Here is a 16,265-nt window from a genome sequence, read left to right on the forward strand (position 1 = left end):
GCCCAGGACGACGGCGGCGATCCCGACGAGTGCTCCGAAGACCGGCCCCGCCGGCCTCGCCATCGCCGCACTCGTCGTCGGCATCGTCGCGTTCCTCGTCGGCCTCGTGCCGGTCTTCGGAGCACTCGTCGGGATCGCCGCCGTCGTCCTGGGCGTCCTCGCCCTGCGCCGCGGCCAGTCCAAGGCGATGTCGATCACCGGCGTCGTCCTCGGCGGTCTCGCCGTCCTCGCCTCGCTGCTGACGACCATCGGCTTCGGAGCCGCCGTGAACTCGGCCTCGAGCGACCGCCCGGCGGCCGTGATCGTCGAGTCGTCCCAGCCCACGACCGCTCCCGTCGCGCCGGCCACGGAGGAGGCGGCGGTCGTCGAGACCGCGGAGCCCGCACCCGTCGAGACAGCAGCCCCGGTCGAGACGGCCGCGCCCGCCCCCGCGCCTGTCGAGACGGCAGCGGCTGCACAGGTCTCGCCCGAGTCCGCCTCGGCGCTCATCAAGGCGCAGAGCTACTCCGAGATGCTCCACATGAGCAAGGCGGGCCTGTACGGCCAGCTCACCTCCGAGTACGGGGAGCAGTTCTCGCCGGAGGCCGCGCAGTACGCGGTGGACACCGTCTCCGCCGACTGGAACGCCAACGCGCTGGCGAAGGCGAAGGACTACCAGGCTCAGATGGCGATGGCGCCGGAGGCCATCCGCGACCAGCTGACCAGCGAGTACGGGGAGCAGTTCACGAGCGACGAGGCCGACTACGCCATCGCGCACCTGAACGACTAGTCCCCTTCGGATCGCCGCGGCACCGCGCCGCGAGGGGCCGGTGAGCAGTTCCTCCCGAGGCGCCGCCATCCGTCGACCACGACCCGGGCGACGGATGGCGGCGGACCGCCGGAGCCGCCTCAGGCCAGGACGGCGAGGGTGACGGGGAGCGCCTCGCTCCAGGTGCCGGTCAGCCGGTCCACGCCCTCCAGGAACGGCGGCGCGAGCACCCGTGCGAGAACGAGAGTCAGGCCGTCGGCCGAGGTCGTGGTGGTCCGTGCGTCGCTGCGGACGAGCACCGTCGACGGCGGACCGGACGCTCCGGCGCCTGATCCGCTGCCCTGCACCGTGGCGGTCGACGGACGCATGACGCGCTTCCCGTCCTCCTCGAAGTACTGCTCGACCTCCCGGGCGCCGGTGCGGATCGCCGCGGCGAAGGCGGCGACCGCCACCGGGTCGCCGGCCCCGTCGTAGACCCAGCGACGGCCGAGGACGGTGTGCTCGACGGTCGCCAGGAGATGCGCGTCACCGCCGACGAGAGGCGACCCGCGGTAGGTCAGCGGCACCTGGAGCGGCGGCTGCCCGCTCGACTGGACGATGAGCGTCTCCACTCCCACCTCGCCATCGGGGTCGTCGAACCGGTAGGCGCCGAGCTGCGTGAATCCGCCGCCCTCGCACCAGGGCTGCGTCGGCGCCCAGGTCTCCACGATCTCGAGCTTCCCGGGGGTGATCGTCGCGCGGTGCAGAAGGGCCATGCCCCGAGAGTAGAGGCGGCCGATCAGGCCGGAGTCGTGCCCGTCAGCGCGGCCCGGGGGTCAGCGTGCGGCGCCCGCCGTCGCCGACTCGGGCAGGGTGCTCATGGGGAGCGTGTACTCGCCCTTCAGCGCCGAGATCCAGACGGTGGTCGGAGCGACGGCGGCGAAGTTCGAGTTGAGCAGCGCCATCAGCGTGGTGTGCAGGGAGTGCGCGTCGATCGAGCCCGCGTCGTTCGTGATCGCGATCGCGCCCGTCGCGTCCGAGAGGACCTCGGCGCGGAGCCCGTGCGTCTCCGCCTCGGCGGCCGAGGCGAGGATGCAGTTGTTGGTCATGTAGCCGACGAGGGTGATCGTGTCGACGTCGTGCTCGCGCAGCCAGTCGAGCAGGTCGGTGCCCGCGAAGACCGTGCCGAACTGCTTCGTGACGTTCTTCCACGAGTCCGAGCGGCGCTTCTCGATCTCCGGGTGCAGCGCGAACGACGGGCCCGACGGGTCGAAGATCGGCGCGCCCTCGCCCGCGCTGTGCTGGACGACGGCGATCGGGAGGCCCGCGGCGGCGGCGGAGTCGAGTGCGGCGGCGATCCTCGGCAGCGACTGCGCGTGCGGCGGGTACTGGATCTCGAGCGGACCGCTGAAGTACTCCTGCTGCACGTCGACGAGGATCAGTGCGCGGCGCGGTGTGGTCATGAGGTGCTCCCATCGATGGCGGACGTCCCCGATCCTCCCGCCCGGGGCTGGGAGCGGCGGTCAGCCACGCGGCCCGCGACCCGGTCGTGGGCGCAGGCCCACACCTCCTCGTGCTCGAGCGGAGTGAGGGCGCCGGTGTCGAGCAGCCGGTCGGCCCGCCGCAGCACGGCCGCGATCGCCGCCAGCTCGGCGACGGCGGGGGAGTCGACGTCCGCGATCACGAGCCGGCGGGCGCAGGCCCGGCGGAGGCGGCGGGTCGAGCGGGCCGAGAGGAGCAGGAGCGACGCGGTCGGCAGGGCGAGCGCGGCCAGCAGGAGGAGGGACAGCCGGTCGAGCGCGAGGGTCCCGACCGCGCCGGCGGCCATCGCGACCACGACCAGCTGCGGACCGGCCGCGTGCAGGCGCAGGCGCCTCCGTTCCTCGACGGAGGTGCCGGGCGCGACGACCACGAGCTCGCTCCGGACGACGCCGTACCGGCTCGTGCCGATGGTGTGGCGGCCCCAGCGGGGCCCGGAGTCGAGGAGGCGGAGGAGCAGGTGCACGAGCGCCATAGTCGGCCCGCGGCGGCGAGTGGGCGGGGGTCCTGACGGAACGCGGACGCGTACCGGGCCCATCCGCACGGTCCGCTCACACGACGCTCGCGACGCCCTCACGACGCGGGATCGCGCGCCGACGTCCCTCCACAGCCGATTACCCGTGAGGAAAGCGTGAGGATCCGCTCATTCCGGGCGGGCGCGCTCCTCACGGCGAGTAGAAACATCCAGTGACCTCTTCCGTCGTCCGTGGCGACCCCGACGCCCTCGAACCCTCCCCTCTCTCCTCCGCGCGCGCGGGCGGGGTGAAGGCGTGGCTCCTCGAGGGCCTCCGCGACGACTCCGGAGCCCACCCCGGGCCCCACGCGGCCACCGGGAAGACGCACTCGTGGTGGCGCGTCATGTGCCTCACCGGGGTCGACTACTTCTCCACCCTCGGCTACCAGCCCGCGATCGCGGCGCTCGCCGCGGGCCTGGTCTCGCCGCTCGCGACGATCGTCCTGGTGGTCCTGACCCTCCTCGGCGCGCTCCCCGTCTACCGCCGCGTGGCCCGCGAGAGCTTCCGCGGCGAGGGGTCGATCGCGATGCTGGAGCGCCTGCTGCCCTGGTGGGGCGGCAAGCTCTTCGTCCTCGTGCTGCTGGGGTTCGCGGCCACCGACTTCATGATCACGATCACCCTCTCCGCGGCCGACGCGACGGCACACGCGGTGGAGAACCCGTTCGCCCCGGCCTGGTTCCACGGGGCCGAGGTGCCGCTCACGCTGGGCCTGATCGCCCTGCTGGGGATCGTGTTCCTCCGCGGGTTCCGCGAGGCCATCTCGATCGCGGTCGTGCTCGTGGCCGTGTTCCTCCTGCTCAACGCCATCGTGATCGCCGTGGCGATCGGGCACGTGGCCGAGAACCCCGTCGTCATCGGCGACTGGTGGTCGGCGCTCACGACCCAGCACGGGAATCCGCTGATCATGGTCGGCATCGCGCTCATCGTGTTCCCCAAGCTCGCGCTCGGGCTCTCCGGCTTCGAGACCGGCGTCGCGGTCATGCCGCAGATCCGCGGCGACGCGGAAGACACCGAGGACGCCCCCGTCGGCCGCATCCGCGGGGCGAAGCGGCTGCTCATCACCGCCGCCGTCACGATGTCGGCGTTCCTCATCACCTCGAGCTTCGTGACCACGCTGCTCATCCCGCAGGCGCAGTTCCAGCCCGGCGGCGAGGCGAACGGCCGAGCGCTGGCCTACCTCGCCCACGAGTACCTCGGCGAGGGCTTCGGCACGGTCTACGACATCGCGACGATCTGCATCCTCTGGTTCGCGGGCGCCTCCGCCCTGGCCGGCCTGCTCAACATCGTCCCGCGCTACCTGCCCCGCTACGGCATGGCGCCGCAGTGGGCCGGCGCCGTGCGTCCGCTCGTGCTGGTCTTCACCGTCGTCGCCTTCGTCATCACGATCCTCTTCCGCGCCGACGTCGACGCCCAGGGCGGGGCCTACGCGACCGGCGTGCTGGTGCTGATCACCTCCGCGTCCGTCGCGGTGTTCCTCTCGGCGAAGCGCAAGAAGCAGCGCAAGCGGGCGGTGGGCTTCGCGGTCATCGCGCTGGTCTTCGTCTACACGACGGTGGTCAACGTGGTCGAGCGGCCCGACGGCGTGCGGATCGCGGCGGTCTTCATCGTCGGCATCCTCGCGGTCTCGCTCGTCTCGCGCGTGCACCGCTCGTTCCAGCTGCGCGCCACCTCCGTGGTGTTCGACGCCGCCGCGATCGACTTCCTCACCACGGACGCCGACGACTACGGCGTGATCCGCATCCTCGCGAACGAGCCCGACGACGGCTCCGAGGCCGAGTACCGGGACAAGCTGGCGGAGGAGCAGCGCGACAGCAACCTGCCGATGCGCGGTCCGGTGCTCTTCCTCGAGGTGCACACCACCGACTCCTCCGACTTCGAGGAGGACCTGGTCGTGCAGGGCCGCGTCTGCCACGGCTTCCGCGTGCTCACGGTCACCAGCGGCAACATCCCGAACACCATCGCCACGGTGCTGCTCGAGATCCGCGACCTCACCGGCGTGATCCCGGACGTCTACTTCGAGTGGACCGAGGGCGGCCCCCTCTCCAACATGTTCCGCTTCCTCATCACCGGCACCGGCGAGGTCGCCCCCGTCACCCGCGAGGTGCTCCGCCGCGCCGAGTCGCGCCGCGACCGCCGCCCTGGCGTGCACGTGGGCTGACGCCGCGCGGTCCCGTACCGTGGGCGCGAGCGCCCGTCGGGGCGCCGACACCGACGAACGGACGACGATGACCCTCGAGGACCAGCGCGCGCACATCCTGACCGGCGCCGTGTACGACGACATGACCCCCGAGCTCGTCGCCGCGCGCGAGCGGGCGGTGCTCGCCTCGAACGCCTACAACGCGAGCTTCGGGCGCCCGCCGGTCGAGCGGGTGGCTCTGCTCCGCGAGCTCGTCGCCTCGGTGGGCGCGGACACGCATCTCGAGCCGACGTTCCGCTGCGAGTTCGGGTTCAACATCACGATCGGCGACCGCTTCTACGCGAACTTCGACTGCATCCTCCTCGACGGCGCCCCCATCACGATCGGCGACGACGTCCTCTTCGGGCCGCGGGTCTCGATCTACACCTCGAACCACGCGCTCGACCCGGCCGAGCGGGCGGCCGGCGCCTGCACCGCGAAGCCGGTCGTCGTCGGTGACGGCGTCTGGATCGGCGGCGGCGTCACGATCAACCAGGGCGTCACCATCGGCGCCGGGGCCGTGATCGGCTCCGGCAGCGTCGTCACCCGCGACGTCCCTCCGCTCACGATCGCCGCCGGCGTCCCCGCCCGCGTCCTCCGCGCGATCACCCCCGACGACCGGACGGGCTACCGCCCCAGCCACTGAGCGAAGGCGCGTGGCCGAGCTGGCGTCACCGAGACGAAGAGCATCTCGATCAACGCAGCGTGCCATGAGGCTCCATAGGGCGCCATCTCGACGATCGATGGCCCCGGGATGTGAGGATAGGTCGCATTATCTCCGAACAATCATAGGAGCTTTATGCGGTTAAGAAAGTCCAAGGCAATTGTGGCACTACTCGTCGCCGTCGGTATCGGGGCCCCTGTGGCGGCAGGTCGGCCAGCAGACGTGCGCGGCGATCCGATCGTTCTCATGCAATCACTTGCGCGCGAACTCCTGCTTCCATCATCCCCTGAAACCACTATAAGTCTCGGCCCGAGCGCTACTGCATTCGAGGGTCTTGCTGGTCCGGCTGTCTCTGTGACCACTATCGATCAAACTTCTTCCGTTGATCTGGCTTTGAGTTCAGGCGCGGAGCAGGAGCGCTCCGCGCAAGACGACTTCACTTAGTTCTCAACGCCTAATAACGAGTTTGCGACTGCTATCCGTTCCACTCCGACGGGAGCGCAGATTCTCTTCTCAACGTACAACTCCGAGCATCTCGATGAGATGCGGGTTTCCTTCCATATCGAGAGTCATCTCGACAACGTCGATGGAAGTGTTTATCTTTTCCTCGAGAACGGGAAGACGCTTTATCTGGAGAAGCCCTGGGCGAGAGACGCATCGGGTGCTGATGTCTCAACGCATTGTGAGGTAGATGGAGACTATCTACGTCAAATCATCGAGAGTCCGGAAGATGTTAGGTACCCTCCCGTAGCCGATCCCGCATGGAGTTATACCATGGACTATGGGGTCCCCCTACAACTCCGGGAGTGGCGCAGAAGGTTCTTCACGGATGCTTCAACTGCTATTTCCCCGTACCCGGGGCGCCAAGAGATTTTCCCGCTGCAGGAGGGGACTTACCCCTGAGTATCGGCCTGATAGACCTTCACTGTACTTTCAATCAAGAGCGAGTGGGGCCCTTCCCAGACGAGCCCACCTACTCTTTCATGTTCGATTCAGCCGAGGGTCATGTGGATGGCCTCGGCTCTCGAATAACCTTCGCCTTCTTCAAGAAGCCAGGTGAGGGAACCTTCACTCTTAGTGTCCACGGCTACATCGTCAACGACAATCCGGGGGGCTTCGGCAGGCCCGCCCACCTGACCGGGGCAGCCGGTCGATGGTCGATCTTCCAGAAGAACATGAGCAATCTCACCATCAGGAGTTGAAACTGAGAGGCGATTCGATGAGGACCCTTGTGGCTTTCGCGGGTATCGGAGCGCTGGTGGTCGCCGTGACCTTCGCTGCCGCTCCTTTCCTCGGGGGCGCGCTCATGGTCGGATTCGTTCTGTATCTGGTCGTAGCAGCTACGGCCTCCGCGCTGACCACCTGTCGCCGCTCTCATGAGGCCACCGAGAGTCACGCTTACGCAGCCCCGCTCCCGTCCTGGGTCGTGTCGGTGATTGCGTACGCCTGTCTCGATGCGCTCTCCACAGGAACGGTCGACGTCGCCCGACTGCCGGGTTTCGCGGCGATGTTCTCTGTATGGCCGGTTCTCCATCTCCTCGTCGTGTTCTCAGCGCGACGCTGTCGCCGAGGAGTCGATGCGCTCGGGCGCGCCGACCCCTGACTGCGCGCCCGGTGACCGCGAGATGCCATCTGCGTCCGGGACAGGCCGAGGAACACCGTCACAGGTGGCATGTCACTGGGACTTGAGCGAGGGGCCGTCTGGGATCCGGACACCGCCCGCCGCTCGGGCAGCGTCGTCACCCGCGACGTCCCTCCGCTCACGATCGCCGCAGGCGTCCCCGCCCGCGTCCTCCGCGCGATCACCCCCGACGATCGGACGGGCTACCGCCCCAGCCACTGAGCGCCGCGCCCCTCCGCCCCGCGCTCATCCGCGAGATGCCACTTCGGTACGCCTCGCCCGGCGTGTGGCGTACTCAACTGGCATCTCGCGGCATGCCGCCCGGCTCCGCTCGCGAGATGCCACCTGTGAGGGCGACACGCCGTCAGGGAGCGTCATAAGTGGCATCTCGCGGGAGGGAGAGGGTGATCCGCCCTCAGGACTTCACCGTCGACAGCGGCTCGGTGATGCTCTCGAGGCTGCGGCGCTCGGCGTCGACGCCGAAGATCAGGGCGATCACGCCGCCGAGGATCATCACGGCGGCGCCGACGAAGTAGCCGATCGTCAGCGGGCCGCGGTCGCTGCCGTCGCCGATCAGGGCGCCGTAGAGGGCGGGGGCGACCGCTCCGGCGATCTGGCCGAGGGTGAAGAAGTACGAGATCGCCTGGCTGCGCAGCTCGAGCGGGAAGATCTCGCTCACGGTGAGGTAGGCGCTCGAGGCCCCCGCGGAGGCGAAGAAGAACGACACGCACCAGAGGATCGTCTGCGTCGTCGCGGTCAGCACGTCCATGCTGAACAGGACGGCGGACACGGCCAGGACCGCACCCGAGACGCCGTAGGTGAGGAAGATCATCTTCCGCCGGCCCCAGACGTCGAACAGGTGGCCCAGCACCAGCGGCCCCACGAGGTTGCCGATCGCGAACGGGAAGAAGAAGTACGAGATCGCGCTCTGCTCGACTCCGTAGAAGTTCTCCAGCACCAGCGCGTAGGTGAAGAAGATCGCGTTGTAGAGGAACGACTGGGTGATCATCATCGTCGCGCCCACCAGCGTCCGCTTCGGGTACTGGCGCAGCAGCACGCGGGCGATGGTGCGGAACGGGATGCTCTCCGTCGCCTTCACGGTGATCGCCTTCGCGTCGTCGACGGGCTCGAGCACCCCGCCCTCGGCCTCCACCCGGCGCTCGATCTCGTCGACGGTGCGCTCCGCCTCCTCCTCGCGGCCGTGGGTCATCAGCCAGCGCGGGCTCTCGGGGATGTGGCGGCGGAGGTAGATGATCGCCAGCCCGAGGATCGGGCCGAGGAAGAAGCCGAGGCGCCAGCCGACGTTCTCGGCGAAGAGGGCGTCATTCAGGAAGAAGAGGTTGGCCGCGGAGCCGAGAGCCGCGCCGCCCCAGTAGGTGCCGTTGATCGCGATGTCGACGCGGCCACGGTACTTGGAGGGGATGAGCTCGTCGATCGCGGAGTTGATCGCCGCGTACTCGCCGCCGATCCCCATGCCCGCGAAGAAGCGGAACACGGCGAGGAAGGCGTAGTTCGGCGCGAGTCCCGCCAGGCCGCTGGCGACCAGGTAGATGACGAGCGTCAGGATGAACAGCTTCCGCCGCCCGAGCTTGTCGCTCAGCCGGCCGAAGATGAGGGCGCCCGCGATCTGGCCGACCAGGTAGATCGTCCCGAGCAGGCCGACCTCGAAGGCCGAGAGCCCGAACTCCTTCGCGAAGCCGGCGGACGCGACGATCTGGATCTCGAGTCCGTCCAGGACCCACGAGAAGCCGAGGCCGACGACGATCGACCAGTGGAAGCGGGTCCAGGGGAGCCTGTCGATGCGGGCGGGCACGAGGCTCCGGACCGGGCCGCGCGGACTGGTGGATGTCGACATGGCGAGCGCCTTCCTGTCGCCCCGGCGTCGTTGCGGAGGAACGCTGTCCCGAGCGCGGCGAGACGACACTAGACCCGCGGGCGGGTCCGTATCGCCGGGCTATTCACACCTTGTCACGGACCGCCGAACGGGTGTATCCGGGGGATCGGTGCCCACCCGGACGCGGAGCGAGGCGCGGTGCTCATCGGTCCGGATCCGGAGCGCGGCGCGGTGGGCTCGCGCCCGGATCCGTCCCGCGGGGCCTGACGCCGCCCGCCTCCTCGGCCTAGCGTGGAGGAATGATCGACGCGACGCCCGCGGGCACCCCCACCTACGTCCTCAGCGAGGGGCCCGTCTGGGATCCGGACACCGCCCGCCTCACCTGGGTCGACATCGAGGCCGGCGCGGTCCTCTCCGCACCCGTCACGGCGGAGGGAGTCGGCGCGATCTCGCGCACCGACGTCGGCGAGCAGGTCGGCGCCGCGCTGCCGCTGGGCGACGGGCGGACGCTGGTCGCGCTGACCCGACGGCTCGCGATCCTGGAGGTCGACGGCTCCCTCACTCGCGGCTCCGAGCTGCTGCCGGAGGGGCACCGCTTCAACGACGGCACGATCGACCCGCAGGGGCGCCTCCTCGTCGGCTCGCTGACCCTCGGCGAGTCGGCGGGCGACGACGTCCTGCTGCGCATCGAGCACGACGGATCCGTCACCGTGCTCGACGACGACCTGCGGCTCTCGAACGGGCTCGGCTTCTCGCCGGACGGCTCCGTGCTGTACTCGGCCGACACCGAGTCGGGCGTGATCCACCGCCGCTCCTACGCGGACGCCGAGCACGGCCCGCGCGAGCCCTTCGTCGAGCTCGAGGAGGGCGTGTTCGCCGACGGACTGACCGTGGACGCCGACGGCCGCGTGTGGGTCGCGGTCTGGGGCGGGAGCGGCGTGCGGGTCTTCGAGGCCGACGGCAGCCCGGTCGAGGGCGAGGGCATCAGGATCGACGCCCCGCACTCCTCCAGCATGGCCTTCGCGGGGGAGGACCTGGACCTCGCGGTCGTCACCTCCGCATCGCGCGACCTCTCGGCGGACGAGCGGGCGCGTCATCCGCACGCCGGCGGACTGTGGATCGCGCAGCCCGGCGCCCGAGGCCGCGTCGCCACGCGCTGGGTGGAGGGCCCGCTGCCCTAGGGGCGGCCGGTCGCCCGTCAGACGACGGGCGTCGTCGGCCCGCTCGGCTCCGACGCCGGCTGCGGCACGAGGGTCAGCCGCGAGATGCGGTAGCGGTCGGTCTCGGCCACACGGAGCAGGTGGTCGCCGACGAGGACGGAGTCGCCCACCACGGCGACGCGGCCGATCCGGTCGAGGACGAACCCGCCGACCGTCTCGTACGGGCCCTCGGGCAGCTCGATGCCCAGCTGCTCCGCCAGGTCTTCGAGGATCATCCCGCCGTCGACGTCGTGCAGCTGCTCGGCGGCCTTCGCGTCGACCGCCTGGCGGGCGCCGTCGTACTCGTCGTAGATCTCGCCGACGAGCTCCTCGAGCAGGTCCTCCAGCGTGATGATGCCGTCGGTCCCGCCGTACTCGTCGATGACGACGGCGATCTGGTGGCCGTCCTGGCGCATGGTGCGCAGCGCCGCGAGCACCTTCGTCGTCCCGGGGACCGCGAGGATCGGGCGGGTGATGTCGGCGACGCTGCTCGCGGTTCCGGCGCGGCCCGCCTCCGGGAACGCGGACATCAGGTCGCGCACGTGGACGAAGCCGAGCACGTCGTCGAAGTCGTCGCCGACCACCGGGTAGCGCGAGTGCGGCTGGTCGAGGACCGCCGCGTAGCCCTCGGCCACGCTGAGCGCGCCGCGGAGGAAGTCGACGTCCGGGCGAGGGCGCATCACCTCGGCGACGCGGCGGTCGTCCGCGCGGAAGATGTCGGTCAGCAGCCGGCGGCTGTCCTCGTGGATCTCGGTGTTGCTGGAGATCATGTCGCGCACCTCGTCGGCCGAGACGCTCTCGCCCTTCTCGCGCGGGTCGGCGCCGAGGAGGCGGACGACGGCGTCGGTGGAGACGGACAGCAGCCAGATCACGGGGCGCATCAGGCGCGCGAGGGCGTTGAGCGGGGGCGCGAGAGCCTTGGTGAACGTGACGGACTTCTGCATCGCCAGGCGCTTGGGGACCAGCTCGCCCAGCACCAGGGAGAGGTACGCGATGACGAGGGTCATCAGGATCAGGGCGACGGTGGAGGCGGCGGAGGCCGAGAGGCCGAGCGACTGCAGCGGCGGCACGAGATCGGGCGCGATGGTCGAGGCGCCGTACGCCGAGGAGAAGAAGCCGGCGAGGGTGACGCCGATCTGGACCGCGGAGAGGAACGTGTTGGGGTTGCGGACCAGCTCGGCGATGCGCCGGCCGCGCTCGCTGCCGGCCTCGATCGCGCGGACCTGGCTCTCGCGGAGGCTGACGATGGCCATCTCGGTGCCCGCGAAGACGCCTCCGAGGAGGACGAACAGCACGACGAGGCCGATGTTGAGGAGGGTGTCGAGATCCACGCCGACCAGAGTAGGGATGCCGGCCGTGAGAACGCCTCGTGGACTCTCAGGGAGCGGGGCCGGGCCCGCGCGACTCCGGGGACGTCGCGGTACTCGCTCGCGAGCCCTGCGACTCGCGAGGAGTCGCGGTGGACGGGCGGGACGACGCCCCGCCCGCACGCTCAGGCGGCGTCGGCCGGGCGCACGCCGATCGTGAGGATGAGGTTCGCGTAGATGCGGCGGTCGCCCGAGGCGATGGTGAGCGCGACGTCGGGCGTGCGCGCCTCGGCGTAGAAGGCGTGCCGCTCGAGGGAGGTGAAGGGGACGCCGTCGAGGGACCGGCGGAACGCGTCCTGCGCGGGGACGTCGATCCCGGGCGCGGGGGTCATGACCGTCGCCTCCTCGACGACGATCGCCGAGAGCAGAGCGTCCAGGATCTCGTCGACGGTCAGCATGTCGGGCCGGAGGTTCAGGTGCACCAGGGCCGAGTTCGGGCCGAGCGTGGTGCCGACGGGGTAGTTGCCGTCGGCGATGAGGACGCGGGAGCCGTGGCCGGCGCGGGCGAGCGCGTGCAGGATCTCGGGGTGGAGGAGGGTCGTGGTCAGCAAGAGGAGCTCCTAGAGGTCGTGGAGGTGGGCGACGGACGAACCGGCGAGCAGGCGGCCGGGGAGCCTCCGCTCCTGGGGGCCGGGCTGCTCCGCCCCGGAGTCGAGGCGGAGGCGGACGAGGGCGGCGGCCTCGGCGGCGATCGCCTCCGTCGGCTGGGCGATCGTGGTCAGGTGCGGGCGGACCACGCGGGCCAGCTCGACGTTGTCGAAGCCGACGACGGAGAGGTCCGCCGGCACGCGCAGTCCGGAGTCGCCCAGCGCGATCAGGGCGCCGACCGTCAGCTCGCGGTTGCTCGCGAACAGGGCGGTCGGCCGGGGGCTCAGGGCGAGGATCCGCTCGACGGCGGCGACCCCGCTCTCGACCGTCAGCGGGCCGCGGACCACGGCGTCGTCTGCGGGGTGCACGCCGCGGTCGGCCAGCGCGGCGAGGAAGCCGGCCGTCCGCTCCCGGGTGGAGGACACTCCGTCCTCCCCGCCGAGCACGGCGATCGAGCGGTGGCCGTGGTCGAGGAGGTGGCGGGCGGCGGAGGCGCCGGCGCCCGCGTTGTCGAGCGCGACGCGATCGGTGACCAGCGCGTCGTCGATCCAGTCGACGGCCACCACGGGGGTGCCCTGCTCGGAGGCGCGGCGCAGCGCGTCGACGTCGCCCGCGGACGGCACCGCCACGATCCCGTCGACCATCTTCTCGAGCAGCAGGTCGACCGCCGCGCCCGGCTCCGGGCGGCTCACGCCGACCAGCACGCCGATGCCCTCCTCGCGCAGCGCCCGCTCGAGGCCCGCGATGATCGAGAGGTGGAACTCGTTGTCGAGGGCGGGCAGCAGCACCCCGACCGTGCGGGAGCGCCGCGAGCGCAGGCCGCGCGCGAAGCCGTTGACGCGGAAGCCGACCTCGGCCGCCGCCGCCTCGATCGCGGCCCGGTTCTCGGGGCGCACGGGGAGCCCGTTGTAGTGCTTCGAGATGGTCGAGAGCGAGAGCCCGGTCAGCCGCTGCAGGTCCTTGTAGGTGGCCACGTCACAGGGTGGCGCTGGGCGAGCCGTAGCCGCTCCAGCCCGGGATCGTGCCGTCGGCGTCCCACAGGTCGAGCCAGCCGGTGCTGCCGGGCCAGAGGAAGACCTGGCCCTTGATCAGCCGGTTGTTGTGCTCGGCGCCGCGCAGCGCCTCCTGCTCCTCGGCCGTGAGCACCAGGGAGGCGGCGGCCAGGTTCGCCTCGATCTGCTCCGGCTTCACCGCGAACGGGATCGGGATCTGGCCGCGGTTCACCGCCCAGGCGAGGCACACGACGGCCGGATGCACGCCGCGCTCGTCGGCGATCGCCCGCACCGCGGGGTGCTCGATGTCGACGATGTCGCCCTCCACCCGGTCGCGCTCGGGCCGCGACGGCGAGCCCAGCGGGGAGTAGCCGATCGGCTGGACGCGGTGGTCGAGGCAGAAGCGGAACAGCTCCGGCTGCTGGAAGCAGGGGTGCAGCTCCATCTCGTTCAGCTGCGGGGCGATGCGGACGTCGGCGAGGATCCGCTCGAGCTTGGGGATCGTGACGTTGGAGGTGCCGAGGTGCCGGACGAGTCCCCGGTCGACCAGGCTCTCGAGCGCGCGCCAGGTCTCGAGGAACGCCTCGTGGACGTACGGGCGGGCGTGCGGATCGCGCGCGTCGGTCTCGGCGTGCGGGGGGTGGTGGTTGGGGAAGGGCCAGTGCACGAAGACGGCGTCGAGCACGTCGAGGCCGAGGTCGGCGAGCGAGCGCTCGACGGAGGCGACTGCCGCGGCGGGCTCGTGCGCGTCGTTCCAGATCTTCGACATGACGAAGAGCTCGTCGCGGTCGACTCCGGACTCGGCGATCGCCCTGCCGACGCGCGGCTCGTTGCCGTAGACGGTGGCGCAGTCGAGGAGGCGGAAGCCGGCGCGGAGGGAGTGCTCGACCGCGAGGCCGACGGTCTCGGCGTCGTAGCGGTCGGAGCCGAACGTCCCGGCGCCGATCGCGGGGATGCGGCTGCCGCTCGCGAGGACACGGTGGCTCGGCGGAGTGGGCGCCATGGGGGTCCTCCTGGTGCGGCGAGGGACGAAACGTTGCGCTTCACGGTAGGCGGGAGAGGATGGCGGCGTCAACGGGTGCGCATGCTCCCGTGCGTAACGTTTCGTTCGTGGCGCGCTCGTCCCCTCGTCCCCCTGCCCCCGCCTCCGTCGAAACGCCGAGAGTCGTCGCACTCGAGCTCGACTGCGACGACTCCTGGACTCTCGGGCCACACGCCCGGTGCGCTCCCGCGAGAACTCAGGAGTTGTCGCACTCGAGCTCGACTGCGACGACTCCTGGACTGTCGGAAGGGCGGCGGGCGCACGACGAGCGGCCGGCGGACCGACGTCCGGAGCCCGGCGCTCCGCTCAGACCAGCCGGCGCGACTCCTCCGTGACCACGCGGAACCAGCGCGCGCCGTAGCCGTCGAGGGACACCGACACGGTGCCGTCCTCGCCGAGCGGCAGCGACTCGCCGCCGAGCGAGTCGACCAGCCGCGCCCCGGCGGGGGTGTCGGGGAGCGTCAGGTGCGCCGTGCGCGGGTTCGACGCCAGGTTGTGCACCGCGACGGTCGAGCCGGTCGACGCGGACATCCGGTGCGCGAGCACGCTCGCCTCGTCGCAGGGGAGGTGCGTGTACTCGCCCCAGCCGATCTCGGGCGACCGCCGGTACAGCCAGGCGAGGCCCTTCACGTGAGCCAGGAGGGAGTCCGGATCCTGGAGCTGCGCGGCCGCGTTCACGTGCTCGGGTCCGAAGCCGCCGCCGGGTGGGGCGGCGATCAGGTCGGCCGCGTCGGCGCGCGAGAACCCGCCGTTGGCCGCGCTGCTCCACTGCATCGGGGTCCGCACGGCGCTGCGGCCCGGGATGTCGGCGTTCTCGCCCATCCCGATCTCCTCGCCGTAGTACAGCACCGGGGCCCCGGGCAGCGAGAAGACCAGGCTGTGGACCAGGCGGACGCGGCGGAGGTCGCCGTCGACCATCGGCGGGAGGCGGCGGACGATGCCGCGCCCGTGGATCCGCTGCGACTGCTCCGGCGCGAACGCCGCGAAGACCTCGTCGCGCTCGTCGTCGCTCAGCTGGTCGAGGGTGAGCTCGTCGTGGTTGCGCGCGAAGTTCGCCCACTGGCTGCCGACGGAGATCTCGGGGCGGCTCGCGAGCGCCTCCACGAGCGGCGCCGCCTCCTCCCGGGCCAGCGCGAGGTAGAGGCGCTGATTGCCGATGAAGTCGAACTGCATCGACAGCTCGTCCGCGTCCTCGCCGCCGAAGAAGCCGAGCTGCTCCTCGCGGGTCACGTTGACCTCGCCCAGCAGCATCGCCTCGCCGGAGCGCCGCGAGACGAAGCGGCGCAGCAGGCGCAGCCACTCGTGCTCGTCGCGTTCGCCGGGCTCGATCAGGTACGGAACCGCGTCGACCCGGAAGCCGTCGACGCCCAGCTGCAGCCAGAATCCGATGAGCTTCGCGATCTCGTCGCGCACGGCAGGGTTCTCGGTGTTGAGGTCCGGCTGGTGCCGGTAGAAGTGGTGCAGGTAGTACTGGCCGGCCTCCTCGTCGCGGAACCAGACGCCGTCCTCCGCGTCCGGGAACACGTTCGCCGGCTGATCGGCGGGCGGCTCGTCGCGCCAGACGTAGTAGTCGCGGTACGGGCTGTCGGGGGAGGAGCGGGCGGCCAGGAACCAGGGGTGCTGGTCCGAGGTGTGGTTGACGACGAGGTCGACGATCACGCGCATCCCGTGGTCGTGGGCGGTCCGGATCACCTCGACGACGTCGCCGTGGTGCCCGAAGCGCTCGTCCACTCCGTAGAAGTCGCTGATGTCGTAGCCGTTGTCGCGGCCGGGGGACCGGTAGAACGGCGCGAGCCAGAGGCAGCTGACGCCGAGCTCGGCCAGGTAGTCGATCCGGTGGACGAGGCCCTCGAGGTCGCCGACGCCGTCGTCGTCCCAGTCCATGAACGTCTTCACGTCCAGGTTGTAGAAGACGGCCGTGCGCCACCACAGGTCGCTGGTGTCGGTGACCCTCACGCGCGGGCCTCCGGGCGGGAGGGGGCCGAGGGCGCGGTCCGAGCG

General features: G+C 71.0%; 15 protein-coding genes. 6 read left to right on the forward strand and 9 right to left on the reverse strand.

What is annotated here, in order from left to right; all coding sequences use genetic code 11:
- Positions 1-769, forward strand: a 769-nt coding sequence (locus C5D08_RS16140) for an Ltp family lipoprotein (protein WP_258067439.1), incomplete at its 5' end; no start/stop codon positions are given.
- Between the two features lie 119 nt (positions 770-888).
- On the opposite strand, the gene C5D08_RS16145 is transcribed toward C5D08_RS16140, so the two are convergent.
- From C5D08_RS16145 to C5D08_RS16155, 3 genes are read right to left on the reverse strand one after another with little or no spacing between them, the layout of a single operon-like run.
- Positions 889-1,503: a hypothetical protein gene (locus tag C5D08_RS16145; RefSeq protein ID WP_104277882.1), complete on the reverse strand. Its 615-nt coding sequence runs from the start codon at positions 1,501-1,503 to the stop codon at positions 889-891.
- Positions 1,504-1,563: 60 nt separating this feature from the next.
- On the reverse strand, positions 1,564-2,190 hold the full coding sequence (locus tag C5D08_RS16150) for an isochorismatase family protein (protein WP_104277883.1): 627 nt from the start codon (positions 2,188-2,190) through the stop codon (positions 1,564-1,566).
- Positions 2,187-2,732 carry a DUF6611 family protein gene (locus C5D08_RS16155; RefSeq protein ID WP_146082656.1) on the reverse strand — a complete coding sequence of 182 codons (546 nt, stop codon included), beginning with the start codon at positions 2,730-2,732 and terminating at the stop codon, positions 2,187-2,189. The genes C5D08_RS16150 and C5D08_RS16155 overlap by 4 nt, the downstream gene beginning before the upstream one ends.
- Positions 2,733-2,953: 221 nt before the next feature.
- On the opposite strand from C5D08_RS16155, the gene C5D08_RS16160 reads away from it, so the two are divergent.
- The 4 genes from C5D08_RS16160 (at position 2,954) to C5D08_RS16175 (ending at position 7,464) form a co-directional block, all read left to right on the forward strand.
- The gene (locus C5D08_RS16160) at positions 2,954-4,939 is read left to right on the forward strand and encodes an amino acid permease (protein ID WP_374953962.1); all 1,986 of its coding nucleotides are present in this window, start codon (positions 2,954-2,956) and stop codon (positions 4,937-4,939) included.
- A gap of 67 nt (positions 4,940-5,006) precedes the next feature.
- Positions 5,007-5,603, forward strand: a complete 597-nt coding sequence (locus C5D08_RS17515; protein ID WP_104277885.1) for a sugar O-acetyltransferase — start codon at positions 5,007-5,009, stop codon at positions 5,601-5,603.
- 1,001 nt (positions 5,604-6,604) lie between these two features.
- Complete coding sequence (locus C5D08_RS16810) at positions 6,605-6,823, forward strand: hypothetical protein (protein WP_146086165.1); 219 nt, start codon at positions 6,605-6,607, stop codon at positions 6,821-6,823.
- 470 nt (positions 6,824-7,293) lie between these two features.
- A complete protein-coding gene (locus C5D08_RS16175) occupies positions 7,294-7,464 on the forward strand; it encodes a hypothetical protein (protein ID WP_219812892.1) in 171 nt (56 codons plus the stop codon).
- Between the two features lie 193 nt (positions 7,465-7,657).
- On the opposite strand, the gene C5D08_RS16180 is transcribed toward C5D08_RS16175, so the two are convergent.
- Positions 7,658-9,097 (reverse strand): MFS transporter, encoded by a 1,440-nt coding sequence (locus C5D08_RS16180; protein WP_104277887.1) that lies wholly within the window; start codon positions 9,095-9,097, stop codon positions 7,658-7,660.
- Positions 9,098-9,375: 278 nt separating this feature from the next.
- Here C5D08_RS16180 and C5D08_RS16185 point away from each other — a divergent pair, with 278 nt between their 5' ends.
- A complete protein-coding gene (locus tag C5D08_RS16185) occupies positions 9,376-10,257 on the forward strand; it encodes an SMP-30/gluconolactonase/LRE family protein (protein ID WP_104277888.1) in 882 nt (293 codons plus the stop codon).
- 17 nt (positions 10,258-10,274) lie between these two features.
- On the opposite strand, the gene C5D08_RS16190 is transcribed toward C5D08_RS16185, so the two are convergent.
- The 5 genes from C5D08_RS16190 to C5D08_RS16210 all read right to left on the reverse strand — a co-directional run.
- Positions 10,275-11,606 (reverse strand): hemolysin family protein, encoded by a 1,332-nt coding sequence (locus tag C5D08_RS16190; protein ID WP_104277889.1) that lies wholly within the window; start codon positions 11,604-11,606, stop codon positions 10,275-10,277.
- 161 nt (positions 11,607-11,767) lie between these two features.
- Complete coding sequence (locus C5D08_RS16195) at positions 11,768-12,193, reverse strand: RbsD/FucU family protein (RefSeq protein WP_104277890.1); 426 nt, start codon at positions 12,191-12,193, stop codon at positions 11,768-11,770.
- A 9-nt stretch (positions 12,194-12,202) separates the two neighbouring features.
- Positions 12,203-13,204, reverse strand: coding sequence for a LacI family DNA-binding transcriptional regulator (locus C5D08_RS16200; protein ID WP_104277891.1), 1,002 nt, complete (start codon positions 13,202-13,204; stop codon positions 12,203-12,205).
- A gap of 1 nt (position 13,205) precedes the next feature.
- Complete coding sequence (locus C5D08_RS16205) at positions 13,206-14,225, reverse strand: aldo/keto reductase (RefSeq protein WP_104277892.1); 1,020 nt, start codon at positions 14,223-14,225, stop codon at positions 13,206-13,208.
- Positions 14,226-14,570: 345 nt separating this feature from the next.
- The coding region (locus tag C5D08_RS16210; protein WP_374954148.1) for an alpha-amylase family protein at positions 14,571-16,265 on the reverse strand (1,695 nt) is incomplete at its 5' end.

This window comes from Rathayibacter sp. AY1B6 (assembly GCF_002932755.1).
GTDB lineage: Bacteria > Actinomycetota > Actinomycetes > Actinomycetales > Microbacteriaceae > Rathayibacter.

Excerpts from the sequence above, each read along its gene's own strand:
- C5D08_RS16145 (WP_104277882.1), bottom strand. The coding sequence starts at position 1,503 with ATGGCCCTTCTGCACCGCGCGACGATCACCCCCGGGAAGCTCGAGATC.
- C5D08_RS16150 (WP_104277883.1), bottom strand. The coding sequence starts at position 2,190 with ATGACCACACCGCGCCGCGCACTGATCCTCGTCGACGTGCAGCAGGAG.
- C5D08_RS17515 (WP_104277885.1), top strand. The coding sequence starts at position 5,007 with ATGACCCTCGAGGACCAGCGCGCGCACATCCTGACCGGCGCCGTGTAC.
- C5D08_RS16180 (WP_104277887.1), bottom strand. The coding sequence starts at position 9,097 with ATGTCGACATCCACCAGTCCGCGCGGCCCGGTCCGGAGCCTCGTGCCC.
- C5D08_RS16810 (WP_146086165.1), top strand. The coding sequence starts at position 6,605 with ATGTTCGATTCAGCCGAGGGTCATGTGGATGGCCTCGGCTCTCGAATA.
- C5D08_RS16175 (WP_219812892.1), top strand. The coding sequence starts at position 7,294 with ATGTCACTGGGACTTGAGCGAGGGGCCGTCTGGGATCCGGACACCGCC.
- C5D08_RS16185 (WP_104277888.1), top strand. The coding sequence starts at position 9,376 with ATGATCGACGCGACGCCCGCGGGCACCCCCACCTACGTCCTCAGCGAG.
- C5D08_RS16205 (WP_104277892.1), bottom strand. The coding sequence starts at position 14,225 with ATGGCGCCCACTCCGCCGAGCCACCGTGTCCTCGCGAGCGGCAGCCGC.